The sequence below is a fragment of the Streptomyces sp. NPDC047981 genome, assembly GCF_040653315.1.
Classification (GTDB): domain Bacteria; phylum Actinomycetota; class Actinomycetes; order Streptomycetales; family Streptomycetaceae; genus Streptomyces.
This window is the reverse complement of the sequence record NZ_JBEZNQ010000006.1, coordinates 51,806-67,878: the sequence shown is the minus strand read 5'-3', so window position 1 is coordinate 67,878 and position 16,073 is coordinate 51,806. Positions and strand designations below refer to the sequence as shown.

General features: G+C 71.3%; 15 protein-coding genes. 9 read left to right on the top strand and 6 right to left on the bottom strand.

Annotated features, from left to right (window positions below; all coding sequences use genetic code 11):
• Positions 1 to 130: 130 nt before the first annotated feature.
• From uraD to AB0E14_RS05815, 6 genes are all read left to right on the top strand, one after another.
• Positions 131 to 652 carry a 2-oxo-4-hydroxy-4-carboxy-5-ureidoimidazoline decarboxylase gene (gene uraD, locus AB0E14_RS05840; RefSeq protein WP_362412610.1) on the top strand — a complete coding sequence of 174 codons (522 nt, stop codon included), beginning with the start codon at positions 131 to 133 and terminating at the stop codon, positions 650 to 652.
• Positions 649 to 1,038 (top strand): hydroxyisourate hydrolase, encoded by a 390-nt coding sequence (uraH, locus tag AB0E14_RS05835; protein WP_355106814.1) that lies wholly within the window; start codon positions 649 to 651, stop codon positions 1,036 to 1,038. The genes uraD and uraH overlap by 4 nt, the downstream gene beginning before the upstream one ends.
• Before the next feature lie 5 nt (positions 1,039 to 1,043).
• Positions 1,044 to 1,967: a factor-independent urate hydroxylase gene (gene pucL / locus AB0E14_RS05830; RefSeq protein ID WP_362412606.1), complete on the top strand. Its 924-nt coding sequence runs from the start codon at positions 1,044 to 1,046 to the stop codon at positions 1,965 to 1,967.
• 70 nt (positions 1,968 to 2,037) lie between these two features.
• Positions 2,038 to 3,459 carry a nucleobase:cation symporter-2 family protein gene (locus AB0E14_RS05825; protein WP_362412603.1) on the top strand — a complete coding sequence of 474 codons (1,422 nt, stop codon included), beginning with the start codon at positions 2,038 to 2,040 and terminating at the stop codon, positions 3,457 to 3,459.
• Positions 3,460 to 3,507: 48 nt separating this feature from the next.
• A complete protein-coding gene (locus AB0E14_RS05820) occupies positions 3,508 to 4,899 on the top strand; it encodes an 8-oxoguanine deaminase (protein ID WP_362412600.1) in 1,392 nt (463 codons plus the stop codon).
• Positions 4,900 to 5,313: 414 nt separating this feature from the next.
• Complete coding sequence (locus AB0E14_RS05815) at positions 5,314 to 6,663, top strand: nucleobase:cation symporter-2 family protein (protein ID WP_362412890.1); 1,350 nt, start codon at positions 5,314 to 5,316, stop codon at positions 6,661 to 6,663.
• A 4-nt stretch (positions 6,664 to 6,667) separates the two neighbouring features.
• Here AB0E14_RS05815 and AB0E14_RS05810 read toward each other — a convergent pair whose 3' ends face one another.
• Entirely contained in the window at positions 6,668 to 6,841 is a 174-nt protein-coding gene (locus AB0E14_RS05810) for a hypothetical protein (protein ID WP_362412597.1), read from the bottom strand.
• On the opposite strand from AB0E14_RS05810, the gene AB0E14_RS05805 reads away from it, so the two are divergent.
• The gene (locus AB0E14_RS05805) at positions 6,840 to 7,490 is read left to right on the top strand and encodes an aspartate/glutamate racemase family protein (protein ID WP_362412594.1); all 651 of its coding nucleotides are present in this window, start codon (positions 6,840 to 6,842) and stop codon (positions 7,488 to 7,490) included. The two genes, AB0E14_RS05810 and AB0E14_RS05805, sit on opposite strands and share 2 nt — an antisense overlap.
• Here AB0E14_RS05805 and AB0E14_RS05800 read toward each other — a convergent pair.
• Both AB0E14_RS05800 and AB0E14_RS05795 read right to left on the bottom strand, forming a co-directional pair.
• On the bottom strand, positions 7,463 to 8,320 hold the full coding sequence (locus tag AB0E14_RS05800; RefSeq protein ID WP_362412591.1) for a chitosanase: 858 nt from the start codon (positions 8,318 to 8,320) through the stop codon (positions 7,463 to 7,465). The two genes, AB0E14_RS05805 and AB0E14_RS05800, sit on opposite strands and share 28 nt — an antisense overlap.
• A gap of 106 nt (positions 8,321 to 8,426) precedes the next feature.
• Complete coding sequence (locus AB0E14_RS05795) at positions 8,427 to 9,059, bottom strand: hypothetical protein (protein WP_362412588.1); 633 nt, start codon at positions 9,057 to 9,059, stop codon at positions 8,427 to 8,429.
• 133 nt (positions 9,060 to 9,192) lie between these two features.
• Here AB0E14_RS05795 and AB0E14_RS05790 point away from each other — a divergent pair, with 133 nt between their 5' ends.
• The gene (locus AB0E14_RS05790) at positions 9,193 to 10,152 is read left to right on the top strand and encodes a fibronectin type III domain-containing protein (protein ID WP_362412585.1); all 960 of its coding nucleotides are present in this window, start codon (positions 9,193 to 9,195) and stop codon (positions 10,150 to 10,152) included.
• Positions 10,153 to 10,203: 51 nt separating this feature from the next.
• Positions 10,204 to 12,084 carry a hypothetical protein gene (locus AB0E14_RS05785; RefSeq protein ID WP_362412582.1) on the top strand — a complete coding sequence of 627 codons (1,881 nt, stop codon included), beginning with the start codon at positions 10,204 to 10,206 and terminating at the stop codon, positions 12,082 to 12,084.
• Positions 12,085 to 12,109: 25 nt separating this feature from the next.
• Here the strand turns inward: AB0E14_RS05785 and AB0E14_RS05780 are convergent, their stop codons facing one another.
• The 3 genes from AB0E14_RS05780 to AB0E14_RS05770 all read right to left on the bottom strand — a co-directional run bounded on the left by AB0E14_RS05780 (position 12,110) and on the right by AB0E14_RS05770 (position 16,025).
• A complete protein-coding gene (locus AB0E14_RS05780) occupies positions 12,110 to 13,273 on the bottom strand; it encodes a GDSL-type esterase/lipase family protein (protein WP_362412579.1) in 1,164 nt (387 codons plus the stop codon).
• A 278-nt stretch (positions 13,274 to 13,551) separates the two neighbouring features.
• Positions 13,552 to 15,174: a malate synthase A gene (aceB, locus tag AB0E14_RS05775; protein WP_362412576.1), complete on the bottom strand. Its 1,623-nt coding sequence runs from the start codon at positions 15,172 to 15,174 to the stop codon at positions 13,552 to 13,554.
• Positions 15,175 to 15,410: 236 nt separating this feature from the next.
• Positions 15,411 to 16,025 (bottom strand): nucleotidyltransferase family protein, encoded by a 615-nt coding sequence (locus tag AB0E14_RS05770; RefSeq protein ID WP_362412573.1) that lies wholly within the window; start codon positions 16,023 to 16,025, stop codon positions 15,411 to 15,413.
• Between the last annotated feature and the right edge of the window lie 48 nt (positions 16,026 to 16,073).

Here is a 16,073-nt window from a genome sequence, read left to right as displayed (position 1 = left end):
GTCCGCATGTCGGGACGACGGCTTTTGTGTCACCGAGTTTTCAACAAAGTGTTGACGTGGTGTCGGCAAAGGGCGTTAGCTATCCGCAGCCCGTCAGACGCACAGCGAAAAACAGCCACGGAGGCTTCCCGTGACTTCAGGTACGACACCGGGCCTCACCCGGTTCAACACCTCCGCGGACAGCGACGCCGTCGCCGCCCTGCACGAGGTGTGCTCCAGCTCGGCGTGGGGGAGCAAGATCCTCGCCCAGCGCCCGTACACCACCGCCGACGCCCTCTTCCTCGCCAGCGACGCCGCCATGGCCGAGCTGACCGCGGAGGACCTGGCCGAGGCGATGGCGGGCCACCCGCCGATCGGTCGTCCGAAGGCCGGGGACCCGACCTCCTCCCGCGAGCAGAGCGGGATGGCCGGCGCCTCCGAGGAGCTCAAGGCCGAGATGCTCGAACTCAACCTGGCCTACCAGGACAAGTTCGGCCATGTCTTCCTGATCTGCGCCACCGGCAAGACCGGCGAGCAGATGCGCGACGCGGTCCGCGAGCGGATCGAGAACTCGCCCGAGGCGGAGCGGGAGATCGTCCGCACCGAACTGGGCAAGATCAACCGCATCCGCCTGACCCGTCTCGTAGAGAGCACTGAGGAAGAGAGCGCATGAGCACCGACACCACCGCTTCGGTGTCCACCCACATCCTGGACACCAGCATCGGCCGCCCCGCCGAGGGCGTGGCCATCACGCTCGCGGCCCGCAGCGGCTTCGACGCGCAGTGGGTCACGCTCGGTGGCTCCGCCACCGACGCGGACGGGCGCTGCAAGGACCTGCCGGCCCTGCCGGAGGGCACCACCCACGTACGTCTCGACTTCGAGACCGAGGCGTACTTCTCCAAGAAGCAAGCCGAGGCGCAGCAGGACGCCCCCCGCGTAAGGGACAGCGGTGCGTTCTTCCCGGAGGTGGCGATCACGTTCGCCGTCAAGCCGGGCGAGCACTACCACGTACCGCTGCTGCTCAACCCGTTCGGCTACTCCGTTTACCGAGGGAGCTAGCAGACATGCCCACGATTCTCGGCCAGAACCAGTACGGCAAAGCAGAGAACCGCGTCGTCAAGATCACGCGGGACGGCGCCACCCACCACATCAAGGACCTGAACGTCTCCGTCGCCCTCTCCGGCGACCTCGACGACGTCCACCTCACGGGCTCCAACGCCCACTGCCTGCCCACCGACACGACCAAGAACACCGTGTACGCCTTCGCCAAGGAGTACGGGATCGAGTCGGCCGAGCAGTTCGGCATCCACCTGGCGCGTCACTTCGTGACCAGCCAGGAGCCGATCAAGCGGGCGCGCATCCGGATCGAGGAGTACTCGTGGGAGCGGATCGCCAGCTCCGACGCCAACTCCAAGTTCATCGGCTCGGACGAGGTGAACCACTCCTTCGCCCGCAAGGGCCAGGAGACCCGCGTCTCCCAGATCACGTACGACGGTGAGAAGTGGGAGGTCATCTCCGGCCTCAAGGACCTCGTCGTCATGAACTCCACCAACTCGGAGTTCTGGGGCTACATCAAGGACAAGTACACGACGCTCCAGGAGGCGTACGACCGCATCCTGGCCACGCAGGTGTCCGGCCGCTGGCGGTTCAACTGGACCGACGACGACCAGCGGATGCCCAACTGGGAGAAGTCCTACGCGCAGACCAGGCGCCACATGCTCGAGGCCTTCTCGGAGACGTACTCGTACTCGCTGCAGCAGACGCTGTACCAGATGGCCACGCGCATCATCAACCACCGCTCGGAGATCGACGAGGTCCGCTTCTCGCTCCCGAACAAGCACCACTTCCTGGTGGACCTGGAGCCCTTCGGGCTCAAGAACGACAACGAGGTCTACTACGCCGCCGACCGCCCGTACGGCCTCATCGAGGCGACCGTACTGCGCGACGGAGCCACGGCGCAGATCCCGGTCGACATGACCAACCTCTAAGCGGCACCTCGTGGCCGCCCCCGCCCGCCCGCAGTCGGGCGGGGGCCGCCACACCCGGAGGGACGTACCCATGGCACAGCCCGCAAAGGGGCCGGCATCCGCCGAAGGCCCGTGTTCCACCCCGCCGGCCGCCTCGCACGAGCACACCTCGCCCGAGGTCCACCCGGTGGACGAGAAGCTCCCCGCCTCGCGGCTGATCCCCGCCGCGCTCCAGCACATCGCCGCGATGTACGCGGGCGTCGTCACCCCTCCGCTGATCATCGGCCAGGCGGTCGGCCTGGACGCCGCCGGAATGACCCGGCTCATCGCCGCGAGCCTGCTCATCGCCGGCTGCGCCACCATCCTCCAGACGATCGGCGCCGGCCGCTTCGCCGGAAACCGGCTCCCGTTCGTCAACGCGGCCTCGTCCGCCGGCATCGCCCCGATGCTCGCGATCGCCGAGACCAGCGCCCCCGGCCATCAGCTCCCCGCCATCTACGGCGCGGTGATGGTCGCCGGAGTCTTCTGCCTCGCCGTGGGACCCTTCTTCGGCCGACTGCTCCGCTTCTTCCCGCCGCTCGTCACCGGCGTCGTGATCACCCTGATCGGCGTCACCCTGATGCCGGTGCCGGTGAGCTGGGCCCAGGGCGGGAACAAGGAAGCCGCCGACTTCGGCGCGATGAACAACCTCGCGCTGGCCGGCTTCACCCTGGTCGTCATCCTGCTCTTCCAGCGCTTCGGCAAGGGCTTCGTCAAGCAGATCGCGCTGCTGCTCGGCCTGTTCATCGGCACCCTCGCCGCGATCCCCTTCGGGATGGCCGACTTCACCGCCCTGCGCGAGGCGCCCGTCGCCGCGCTGCCCGCACCCTTCGCCTTCGGCGCGCCCGAGTTCCAGCCCGCCGCGATCCTCTCCCTGTGCATCGTGATGCTGGTCCTCATGACCGAGTCGAGCGCCGGCATGCTGGCCCTCGGCGAGATCTGCGAGCGCCGCAGCGACGGCCGTACGATCACCCGCGGCCTGCGCACCGACGGCATCGCCACGCTGATCGGGCCCGTCTTCGGCGGGTTCCCCACCTCCGCCTTCGCCCAGAACGTCGGAGTGGTCTCCCTGACCCGGGTCCGCTCCCGCTATGTCGTCGCCGTCGCCGGTGGCGCCCTGCTGGTCCTCGGCGCGTTCCCGGTCCTCGGAGCGGTCGTGTCGATGGTCCCGATGCCGGTCCTCGGGGGTGCCGGTATCGTCCTCTTCGGTTCGATCGCGGTCAGTGGCATCCGTACCCTCTCGGAAGCCGGACTCGACGACAGCTCCAACATCATCCTGGTGGCCGTCGCGCTCGGAGCGGGCATCATCCCGCTCGCCGCTCCCACCTTCTACGCCGGCTTCCCGGCCTGGGCGCAGACCGTGCTCGGCTCCGGCATCAGCGCGGGCGCGCTCGTCGCGGTCACGCTCAATCTGTTCTTCCACCATCTCGGCACCCGGAGCCGTCACGCGGCCCCGGCACTCAAATCCTCCTAGGGTCCTGCCGTGCCCACACCACCCCCGAGGAATGAAGGAAGCACCGCCATGGCAGCACCTTCGGCAGCGGTCGAGCGCATCGTCATCGAGAACTGTGCGATCGCGACCGTGGACGCGAACGACACCGAGTACGCCACCGGCCACCTCGTCGTCGCCGGCAACAAGATCGAGTCCCTCGGCGCCGGCAAGGCGCCCGAGGGCCTGGAGAACGTGGTCCGCCGGATCGACGCCACCGGTCATCTGGTGACGCCCGGTCTGATCAACACCCACCACCACTTCTACCAGTGGATCACCCGGGGTCTGGCCACCGACCACAACCTCTTCAACTGGCTGGTCGCGCTCTACCCGACCTGGTCCCGCATCGACGAGTCGATGGTCCGCGTCGCCGCCCAGGGCTCGCTCGCGATGATGGCCCGCGGTGGTGTGACCACCGCGATGGACCACCACTACGTCTACCCGCAGGGCTCCGGCGACCTGTCCGGCGCCATCATCGGCGCCGCCCGCGACATGGGCGTCCGCTTCACCCTGGCGCGCGGCTCCATGGACCGCAGCGAGAAGGACGGCGGCCTGCCGCCGGACTTCGCCGTCGAGACGACCGAGGGTGCGCTCATCGCCACCGAGGAGACCGTCAAGAAGCACCACGACGCCTCCTTCGACGCGATGACCCAGGTCGCCGTCGCCCCCTGCTCCCCCTTCTCCATCTCCACCGACCTGCTGCGCGAGGGCGCCGCGCTCGGCCGCCGGCTCGGCGTGCGCATGCACACCCACGGCTCGGAGACCGTGGAGGAGGAGAAGTTCTGCCACGAGCTCTTCGGCATGGGCCCGACGGACTACTTCGAGTCCACCGGCTTCCTCGGCGAGGACGTGTGGATGGCGCACTGCGTCCACATGAACGACTCCGACATCGAGGCCTTCGCCCGGACGAAGACCGGTGTGGCCCACTGCCCGTCCTCCAACGCGCGGCTCGCCGCCGGCATCGCCCGGGTCCCGGACATGCTGCGCGCCGGCGTACCGGTCGGCCTCGGCGTCGACGGCACCGCCTCCAACGAGTCGGGCGAGCTCCACACCGAGCTGCGCAACGCGCTCCTCATCAACCGCCTCGGCGCCCACCGTGAGGCCGCTCTCAACGCCCGCCAGGCGCTGCGCCTCGGCACGTTCGGTGGCGCCCAGGTCCTCGGCCGCGCCGACTCGATCGGTTCCCTGGAGGCCGGCAAGCTCGCCGACTTCGTCCTGTGGAAGATCGACGGCCTCGGCCACTCCTCGATCGCCGACCCGGTCACCGCGATCGTGTTCGGTGCCGCCGCCCCGGTGACGGCCTCGTTCGTCAACGGCAAGCAGATCGTGGAGAACAACCGCCTGCTGTTCGCGGACGAAGAGGCGATCGCCCGCGACGCGCGCGCGGAGGCCCAGCGCCTGGCCCGGATCACGGCCCAGGGCTGACCTCCCCAAGGAGTCCGACCGAGGGGGACGGCCCTCGGTCGGTCACCGCGGACCCGAGCGGGGTCCGCGGACGGCTGGACGGGGGGTGCCCGTACGACAAGAGGTACGGCACCCCCCGGACGGTCGACGTGTGCAGCCTTCCAGGCCTCCCCGTGCACACGACAGCTTTCCGGAAGTACCCGAAGCACCCGAAGTGCCCGAAGTACCCCCCACTCCTCATGAGCCGCACACCGTGAGGCGCACGACCGCACCACTTTGCACCACCTCCCTGACATCCGCGTCGCCGCCGACGTGTAACCGACCGGAGGAACCGCCGTGGCCGCCAAGCCCAGGTTTCGCAATGATGGATCCGACGCAAGCGCCGACATCGAAGACCAGAAGCATCCGGTCGACGAGACGCTGCCGCCCCTGAGAATGTTCACCAGCGGCCTCCAACACGTGGCCGCCATGTACGCGGGCGTGGTGGCCCCGCCCCTGATCGTCGGCGCGGCCGTCGGACTCTCCGGCACCGAGCTGACCTTCCTCACCGGAGCCAGCCTCTTCACCGCCGGACTCGCCACGTTCCTGCAGACGCTCGGCGTCTGGAACATCGGCGCCCGACTGCCGTTCGTCAACGGCGTCACCTTCGCCGGCGTCGCTCCGATGCTCGCGATCGTCGACACGACGGACGACAAGTCCGACGCGCTGCCGATCATCTTCGGCGCGATCATCGTCGCCGGAGTGCTCGGCTTCATAGCCGCCCCGTACTTCTCCAAGCTCGTCCGCTTCTTCCCGCCGGTCGTCACCGGCACCGTGATCACCCTCATCGGTGTCTCGCTGCTGCCGGTCGCCTTCGGCTGGGCCCAAGGGCCCAATCCGGCGGCCGACGACTACGGTTCGACCACCTATCTCACCCTCGCCGCGATCACGCTGGTCGTGGTGCTGGTCCTGCGCCGCTTCACCCGCGGCTTCCTGAAGCAGGTCGCGGTCCTGGTCGGTCTGGTCATCGGCACGCTGATCGCGATCCCGTTCGGGGTCACGGACTTCAGCCCGGTGACGGAGGCGGACATCGTCGGCTTCCCGACGCCGTTCCACTTCGGAGCCCCGCAGTTCGCGCTCGCCGCGATCATCTCGATGTGCGTGGTCATGCTCGTCTCGATGACCGAGTCGACCGCCGACATGCTGGCGCTCGGCGAGATCGTCGAGCGGCCCGCCGACGAGAAGACCATCGCCGCGGGTCTGCGCGCCGACACTCTCGGCTCTGCCATCAGCCCCTTCTTCAACGGCTTCATGTGCAGCGCCTTCGCCCAGAACATCGGTCTGGTCGCCATGACGAAGATCCGCAGCCGGTTCGTTGTCGCCTGCGGCGGCGGCTTCCTGGTCCTGATGGGCCTCTCGCCGGTGGCCGCCTCGCTGATCTCGGTCGTGCCGCGACCGGTGCTCGGCGGCGCGGGTGTGGTGCTCTTCGGCTCCGTCGCGGCGAGCGGTATCCAGACCCTGGTCAAGGCCGGTCTGGAGAAGGACAACAACGTCCTGATCGTGGCGGTCTCGCTGGCCGTCGGCATCATCCCGATCACGGCGCCGGAGTTCTACCACGCCTTCCCGGAGACCGCGAAGATCATCCTGGACTCGGGCATCTCGACCGGCTGTGTCGCGGCGGTCCTGCTGAACCTGGTCTTCAACCACCTGGGCAAGCGTGCCGACGAGGACACGGTCACCGCGCCCATGGAACCGGGCGAGGAGATCTCCGAGACCCGCGGTGCCAAGGCGGCGCACATCCACTGAACGCTCACCCGCCGTCCGCCGAGCCGGTCCCCGCGTACGACGCGGGGGCCGGCCGCGGGCGTTCGGCGGCGAGTTCTGCGGCGCGTTCTGTGGTGCGGACGGCGCCGCGGGCCGTGGTGCGGACGGTGGTGCTGATCAACCCGAACACGTCGGCGGCCACCACGGCGATGATGACCATGATCGCCCGGCGGACCCTGGGGGAGTCCGTGCGCGGTGCGACGGTACGGCAGGGCCCGCCGATGCTCCTCGACGAGGAGGCGCTCCGGGCCGCGGTGCCGGAGGTGGTCGCGGCGGCCCGCCGGGCCCTGGCGGCCGGGGACTGCGCGGGGCTCATCGTGGGCGCGTTCGGTGATCCGGGCGTGGCCGAGCTGCGGGCCTTCGCGGGCGTCCCGGTCGTGGGCCTCGCCGAGGCGGCCTGCGCGGAGGCGGCGGCCGGGGGAGCGCGGTTCGGGGTGGCGACGACGACACCGGACCTGGCGGAGGCGATCGGGCGGCGGATCGCGGACCTCGGGCTCGCGGACCGTTACACCGGGATCCGCCTGACCCGGGGCGACGCCCGGCGGCTGGCGGGCGAGCCGGAGGCGCTGCGGGAGGAGTTGGCGGAGGCGGTGCGGGCGTGTGTGGAACGGGACGGGGCGCGGGCCGTCGTGATCGGCGGCGGCCCGCTGGCCGAGGCGGCGGACGCGCTCCGGGCGCGCTTCGACGTCCCGGTGATCGCCCCCGTCCCGGCGGCCAGCCGCCGGATCGCACGCGAACTGGCGCGGCGCGATCCGGCGGTGTCGGAGGGGGACGGGCCGGATCAGCCGATGTGGAAGCTGTCTCCGTAGACCTTCCAGTCCAGCGGGGTGTCGAGGTCGAGGTTCCTGTTGCGGACGAACACCCGCTGGGCCGTGTCGACCCGGCTGGTGTCGCTGTGCGCCTCCTCCTGCTTCATCGCCCAGACGCGGGCGTCGAGGAAGGCGTTGAGGTAGGTGATCTCGTCGCCGCCCTGGGCCGGCGGCTTCGCCTTCGCGAGGGCCTTCTTGCGGATGTTCCGGAAGCCGGCCGAGTCGGTGCCGTCGCCGTGCATGACGATCGCGTCGTAGTAGATGAACTGGCCGAGCACGCCCACGCCGTCGCTCTTGGCCTGCTTGACGGCCGGGTTGAAGTACACCCGGTCGCGCTCGTCGTCCTGGGCCTTCTTGAAGGCCGAGTCCGAGGCGGCTTTGGCCCAGTCCCGCTCGAAGGCCGAGCCGAGGCCCGCGTGCGAGTCCGTGCCGTCGACCCTGCGGAGGGCCGGCAGGTACGTGGCGAGGACGTTGCCGGGCTTGCGCGCGGTGTACAGCTCGACGAGGTCGAGCATGTCGCCCGTGCCGGAGCAGAAGCCGATGATGCCGGCGGTGTAGCCCCGGCCGTCGCCGATGTCCTCGATGTACTTGTACTGCGCCTTCCAGTCCAGCGAGGAGTTCTCCGCGCTGGAGACCAGCTTCATGGCGATCTCCTTCTTCGCCGGGTCGTCGAGACCGACGGCCGCGGCGGCGAAGGGAGCGGCCGCGGCCGACTCGGCGCGGGCCGGGGCGGCGCCGTCCGAGGGGGCGGCGATGGCGGTCGCCGGAACGGCGAGCAGGGCGAGTCCGAGAGCGACACGGATCGCGGTGCGCTGATGGGGGTTGGGCACCGGAGCCTCCCGAGGAGAAGCGAGGGGTGGTTTGTTAGGAAGCTTTCCTATCAGCCGTAGGAGCGCCCGTACACCCCTGGTGCGTAAGGGAGTTGAGGAGGCGTCCTCAACTCTCGGCCTCGCCGCGCCGTCGGCACTCCCGGGCCAGGTGCGGGTAGGCGGCGCCGATCGCCTCGTACAGCCGCGCGCGTAAGAGCCGTTCGGCCTCCGCCCGCCCCGCCGACCCGAACAGGCCGTCGAGCAGGGTCTCGTACCGCGACAGAGCGTGCCGCAGATACGTCACCTGCCACCGCACCAGCGCCCCGGAGGGCACCGCACCCGACCGCCCCGACGCACCCGGCCGCCCCGACCCGCTCGGACCCCCGGACCCGCCCGGCCCGCGTGCCCCGAGCAGTTGCCGGTGCCGCACCGCGCGCCGCTCCAGCTCGGCCGCCGGGAGTCTGGGCACCTCGATCGGCTGTGCCCGGATCGCCGCGAGCACCGCCCTCCGTCGCCGCTCGGCCCCCGCCACGGCGGCCGCGGAGCGGCTTCCGGGGGCGGCGGCGCACCGGGCGAACTCCGGTGTCCGCTCCACCGCCTCCACCCGCGCCAGCCGGTACAGCCGCACGGGCGTCAGTGACCAGCGCCGGGGGTCCCGCCCCTGGATGTCGGGCTGGCCCAGCAGGTCGCGCACCATCGGGTCCGTCCAGCCGCGCTCGCGCAGCCCGGTGAGCGTCACAAAGGTCGTACGGTCCGTCACGATTCCCCCTCGTGTTGATTACTCAGCGTGACGAATCCAGTGAAGCGCATCCCACTGACAGCCGCCCCCTTGCCGAGTCGGAGGGGTCCGTGCCATACAGGTCTGGACCAAGTCGACGGACGGAGGCATTCCTGTGCAACGCCCGCTCGCCGCAAGCGTGTTGACGGCCGTCGTGCTCGCCCTCTCCCTGACGGCAGCCTGCTCGCCCGCCCCCGCGAAGGACACCACGGGCCCCACCGCCCCCACAGGTGTCACTGCCGCCGCCGGCAGTGCCCAGACCGTCCACGTGATGTGGAACGCGGCCACCGACGACCGCGCGGTCACCGGCTACGAGGTCTACCAACAGGGCCGCAAGGTCAAGGACCTGCCCGCCGGCACCCTCATGGTCGACATCGTGAACCTCACACCCGCGACCCCGTACGCCTTCACCGTCCGCGCCCGCGACGCCGCCGGCAACCGCTCCCCGCACAGCGCCACCGTCCCCGCCACCACGCTCGCCGCGACCGCCCAGGACCGCACGCCCCCGACCGCCCCGCGGGCCCTCCACGCCACCGCCGAGGGCAGTCACGAGGCCACCCTGACCTGGCAGGCGGCCAGGGACGACACCAAGGTCACCGCGTACGACGTCTACCAGGCCGACGCCCGGATCCACACCGTCCCCGGCACCGCCACCACCGCCCGCCTCACCGGCCTGCGCGCCGGCACGGTCTACTCCTTCACGGTCCGCGCCCGCGACGCCGCCGAGAACTCCTCCCCGGACAGCACCACCGCCGACCTCACCACCACCCCGGCCCCCGGCGCTCCCGCCAACACGGCCCCCACGGACCTGACGGCCACCGTGGCGAAGGGCGAGGTGACCCTCAGCTGGAACCCGCCCCGCACGGGCGCGCCCGTCACGGAACACCAGCTCTACCTCGACGGCGCCTTCGCCACCACCGTCATCTGGGGCGCCGAGCCCCCACCCGGCCGCGCCACCTACACCTTCACGGTCCCCACCACGGAGCCCGCCCGCCACAGCGTCAAGCTCCGCGCCCGCCTCCCCGACGGCACCTGGGGTGACTTCTCGGCCCAGCGCACCGTTGTCGTCCCATGACGGCGCCGCCTGGGGCGCCGTCCGGCCCGTGCCGGAACTACCCTGGGAAAGGTGGCAGGGACCGTGCTCACCAACACCGGGCTCGACGTGTTCCTCGACGGAACCCCGGAGCTCCGTGACCCTTCGTCCGTACGGGCGGCGGACGCCGTGCTCGCGCTGCTGTCGCTGCGCGGGGCCGACCGCAGGAGCGGGCTGCCCGAGCCGAGCGTCGAGCTGGTGCGGCGCCTCCTCGTCGAGGACGCCCCCGCCTTCGTCTACGCCACGCCCGACGAGCTGCCGTCCTACCCGGCCGTGCTCGTGGCGCTCACCGCGCGCGTGCGGGAGGCCGGGAGGCTGAACGCGAAGCGGCAGGCGCGGATCGTGGCCGCGGTCGAGGACATCCTGCCCGACTTCGAACGGGCCATGAAGGACCCCGCCAACTACACCTGGCAGCGCTGGTACGCCTCCCTGCTGCGCGCCGACGGGACCGACCCCGCCGACCCCGGCGCCGTACGGGCCTGGCTCGCCGGGCACGACGGGATGCGGCCGCCGGACGGGCTCCACCGCGCGGACCTGATGAACCGCAGCGACGTCGCCGACACCCTTCTCGCCGACGCGCTCAGCGGCGCCTACGTACGCGAGGCGGAGCGCCCCTCGCCCGCCGGGCCGCTGCTCACCGACGCGGACGTCGCGCACGGTCTCGGCAGGCTGGGCGGGCTGCTGGTCGACCGGTGGACCGCCGAGGGGCTCTCCGACGCGCTCACAGGACCGTACGCCCATCTCGCCCCGGGACCCGAGGCCTTCCCGCACCTCGTCCTCGCCGACACGCTGCTCGACGAGCACCTCAACTACTACGGCGACTCATCGATCCCGCTGCCGCCCCCGCCCGTCGAGGCCCATGAGCCCCAGCGCTCCGTCGAGGCGGGCGCGGACCTGCTCGCCGCCGCGGTCGAGGAGATGAAGGGCGAGGACGGCGGCCTGTACGACGGCGAGGCCGCCCACCTGCTCTACGCGCTCTACCAGCGCGGCGCCTGCGCCGAGTCGGTCGCCCGCAGGGCCGCCGAGTTCGAGGACTGGCCGGTCGACCCCCGCATGGAGGACGCCCCCGTTCTCGTACCGGCGAACGCCCCCGAGGAGTACGCGCTCCCGCCCCTCGACGAGCTGTCCCGGCTCACCGGGACCGAGGCCACCGAGGAGCAGCGGGCCGTGCTCGAACCGGGCGCCCGCGCCATGGCCGGCGCCGTCGACCGGCTCGCCGGTACCGGCATGGTCTTCCGCACCGGCGACGCGTTCGGGCTCACGCCCTGGGGCGTCGAGGTGCTGCACTACCTGCTGCGGGTCCGCTGGGTCGCGGCGCCCGACGGCAAGGAGGCCGCCGCCTGGGACGCCCGTACCGTGATCGCCGCCGCCGAGGGCTGGTCGGCTTCCGCCGCGACCCGGGTCCTCGCCGAGTGGCTGCACGCCCGCGACAACACGGTGGACGCCTGGTCCGCCCTGCTCGGGGCGCTCGGCACGGTCCACGCCGGGACCTTCGAGGCCGCCGGGACGCGCGCGCTCTTCGGCTTCCTCGACCCCGAGGCCGTCCCCGTCGAGGCGCTCCGGGCCGCCCTGGGCGACCCGGTGATGGGCGCGTACGCGTACGGGGTGCTGCGCGCCAGGGGCGAGTCGGCGGACGAGACCCTGGTGCCGCGATCCGCCCGCGCCGTCCTGATCCTGGACCGGCTCCACCGGCACGGGGAGGACGGCAGGGCGGTCCTCGACACGGCCGCCGAGGGCTGGCCCGGCGGCCTCGACGCGCTCGTCGCGGAGATGGCGGCCGTCGACCCGTACCTCGCCGAGCGGACCCTCGGGCCGCTCCGTGTCCCGATGCCGGACACGAAGCGGACGAGCGAGCGGGCGCGGCGCCGTGCCAGGAGCGGCCGCGGTGGCCGGGGCGGACGCCGCACCCGCTGATCCCCGTGGGGGGTCGGTGCGACCGTCAGGAGACGGCCGACAGATACATGCCGGAGGCGCCGGCCCCCGCGGTGTTGCGGCAGGAGAAGTTCCCGCTCGGCTGGGCCTGGATCAGCGCGAGGCACCGTTCGAGCGCCAACTGGCCGTAGTGGTTGGGGTGGACGTTCTCCTGGATCGGGCCCTGCGTCTCGTTCGGGTCGATCCAGCGGGCCCACTCGCTCGTCGTGGCCGAGGCGGGCACCGTGGAGCTGACCAGCTTGCTGGCCTTGGCGCACACCTCACGGCCCTGGAGCATGTCGCGCAGGTCCATGAACTGCACTCCCTTGCTCGCCGCGACCCCCTTGAGCCGGTTCGACACCTGGGGGACCAGCGAGTCCCGTGCCCAGTCGGAGTCCAGGTTCCAGAAGGGGCAGCCGCCCGTGCTGGTGCGGCTCCAGCCGCTCTCCGCGTACCGGTTCTCCGACGCGCGCGGGATGGGCGAGGGGTACGACTGGAGAACGATCCGGTAGTCCGAGGCGGCGTATCCGGCGGCCGACATCACCGCGCGGATCTCGTCGACGGACTTGCCGACGTTCGCCATCGCGGTGTCGATCTTCGCGTCCACCGCGGCCTGCTGGTCGTCGTGGCAGTACGAGTACCAGACGATGTAGTCGGTCGCGCAGGAGCGGATGATGTCGGCGAAGCCCAGGTCGTTGCCGCCGATCGACAGCACGATCGTGCCGACGTCGTGGGAGGCGGCGACGGCCGCCAGCTGGTCGGCCTGCGGCGCCTCGCCCTTGTACGCCACGCCGCCGTTCGAGGCGCGGAAGACGTTCCGGGTCGTCGCCCCCGAGCAGGCCAGGTTGATCAGTGCGGAGGCGATCGGCCCCGCGCTCTTCACCTCCGCCGAGTCGGAGCGGTGACAGCCGTTGGCGGCCGTCGTCCCGTACACCCGCGAGGGGTCGTACGCGCTGCCCGTCCATGCCCGGTCGGTGCCGTTACGGCTGCCGCTCGTGGTCAGGCTGTTGCCCTGCCAGCGGCCCGCCTCGCCGGAGATGTAGCTGTCGCCCATCGACACGACGGCGGTGGGGCCCGAGCCGTTCGCCGCGACCGTGGGGGCCGCTCCGGTGGCCAGCAGGGTGCCCGTGGCGAGGGCGACGGTGGCGAGGGTGGCGAGTCTTCGGGCGGTGCGGTGGGGGGTTCTGGGCATGGCTGTGTTCTCCTGCGTCGGTGCAGAGGAGTGGGGGACAGCCGCCGGCCGGTGGCATGCGGAATCTGGCACGCCATGGCTTGTTACCGCTAGGTAGCGTCTGGTTTCGGTTGCGTCACGTGCCCTGTGAAACGCACTGGAGCGAAAGTCCGGGGGCGCCGGAACACGGGAAACGGCTCCGCCCCCGGTGCTGTGCGTTCACCGGGGGCGGAGCCGTTGTTCGCGGGCTCGCCGCGTGTTGTTCGGCCGCTGTGCGGGTCAGCCGACGCAGGGGGGACTCAGCCGATGAGCTGGTCGTACGCGGGGAGGGTCAGGAAGTCCGCGTAGTCGGCGTCGAGCGAGACGTGCAGCAGCAGGTCGTGCGCCTGCTGCCACTTGCCGGCCGCGAAGGCCTCCTCGCCGATCTCCTCGCGGATCGCGGCCAGCTCCTCCGCCGCGACCTTGCGGGCCAGCTCGGGGGTGGCCGTCCGGCCGTTCTCGAAGACGACACCCGCGTTGATCCACTGCCAGATCTGCGAGCGCGAGATCTCGGCGGTGGCCGCGTCCTCCATCAGGTTGAAGATGGCGACCGCGCCGAGGCCGCGGAGCCAGGCCTCGATGTAGCGGATACCGACCTGGACCGCGTTGCGCAGGCCGTCGTACGTCGGCCTGGCGTCGAGCGAGTCGATGGCGATCAGGTCACCGGGCGCCACCGACACGTCCTCGCGCAGCCGGTCCTTCTGGTTCGGCTTCGCGCCGAGGACCGCGTCGAAGGAGGCCATCGCGATCGGCACCAGGTCCGGGTGGGCGACCCAGGAGCCGTCGAAGCCGTCGCCGGCCTCGCGGTCCTTGTCGGCCTTGACCTTCTCGAAGGCGACCTTGTTGACCTCGGCGTCCTTGCGGGACGGGATGAAGGCCGCCATGCCGCCGATCGCGTGCGCGCCGCGCTTGTGGCAGGTGCGGACGAGGAGTTCGGTGTACGCCCGCATGAACGGGGCCGTCATGGTGACCGCGTTGCGGTCCGGCAGGACGAACTTCTGCCCGCCGTCACGGAAGTTCTTCACGATGGAGAAGAGGTAGTCCCAACGGCCCGCGTTGAGGCCCGCCGCGTGGTCGCGGAGCTCGTAGAGGATCTCCTCCATCTCGTACGCGGCCGTGATCGTCTCGATGAGGACGGTGGCGCGGACGGTGCCCTGCGGGATGCCGACGTAGTCCTGCGCGAAGACGAAGATGTCGTTCCAGAGGCGGGCCTCCAGGTGCGACTCCGTCTTCGGGAGGTAGAAGTAGGGGCCCTTGCCGAGCTCGATCAGGCGCTTGGCGTTGTGGAAGAAGTACAGGCCGAAGTCGACCAGGGCGCCGGGGACCGGGCGGCCCTCGAACGTCAGGTGGCGCTCCTCCAGGTGCCAGCCGCGGGGCCGCATGACGACCGTGGCCAGCTCGTCGGCCGGCTTGAGGGCGTAGGACTTGCCCGACCTCGGGTCCGTGAAGTCGATCTGCCGGGTGTACGCGTCGATCAGGTTGACCTGGCCGAGGACGACGTTCTCCCAGGTCGGCGCCGAGGCGTCCTCGAAGTCCGCGAGCCAGACCTTCGCGCCCGAGTTCAGCGCGTTGATCGTCATCTTGCGGTCGGTCGGGCCGGTGATCTCGACGCGGCGGTCGTTCAGGGCCGCCGGGGCCGGCGCGACCCGCCAGGAGTCGTCCGCGCGGATCGCGGCGGTCTCCGGCAGGAAGTCGAGGGTCGAGGTGCGGGCGATCTCGGCGCGGCGCTCCGCCCGGCGGGCGAGGAGCTCGTCCCGGCGCGGGGTGAACCGCCGGTGCAGCTCCGCCACGAAGGCGAGAGCCGCGTCGGTCAGCACCTCCTCCTGCCTCGGCAGGGGCGCGGCTTCGACGATCGCCAGGGGGGACGGCGCTGGTGCGGACATGAACTGTCACTTCCTTCAGCGGACTTCGCGGGCGGTGCTGGGCGGTGCCTTGCGGTCGCCGGGCGTCACGGATCGGCACGGAGTGCCGCAGGCGCCGAGATACGGCCGCGGAGCGCCGTCAGAGGATCAGGCGCTTCTGAACAGTGGATACTAGTTTCCTCATGGTGGAAGTTCAATCGTTTGTTGATATCGAGATTCTCTGGATCGACAGAACATGGCGCTGAGTGCCACCTCCTTCACTCAAGGTGCGCCAGATCCGCCTCCGTGTCGATGTCGTAGGGCTCGGCGACGTCCGAGCAGTCCACCAGGGTGATCGCGTCGCGGTGCGTCTTCAGGTAGTCCCGCGCGCCCTGGTCGCCGACCGCCCCCGCCGCGATCCCGGCCCAGCGGTCCGCCCCGAACAGCACCGGGTGGCCGCGCTTCCCGTCGTACGAGGCCGCCGCCAGCGCGTCCCGCGAGCGGTACGCCGACCTGACCCGGTCCACCGCCTCCGCGCCGATCCCCGGCTGGTCCACCAGGGAGACGAGCGCGGCGTCCACCGGCAGCGCCTCGGCCGTCAGCGAGGCGAGCCCGGCGCGCAGCGACGAGCCCATGCCCTCGGCCCACTCCGGGTTGTCGACCAGGACACAGCCCGGCAGCTGGGCCCGCTCCCGTACGAGCTCGGCCGAGGCCCCCAGGACGACATGGATCACCTCGCAGCCGCCCTCGCGCAGCACGCGCACCGCGTGCTCGACCAGCGGGCGGCCGCGGTGGGTGAGGAGTGCCTTGGGGCGCCCGCCGAGGCGCCGCCCGCCGCCGGCGGCGAGGAGCAGACCGGCCACGAGCGGGGTGGAATGCCGTGTGTTCGTCATGCTGACTGCATACCGCATGACACGGACGCCTGAATTGTGTCCACGGTG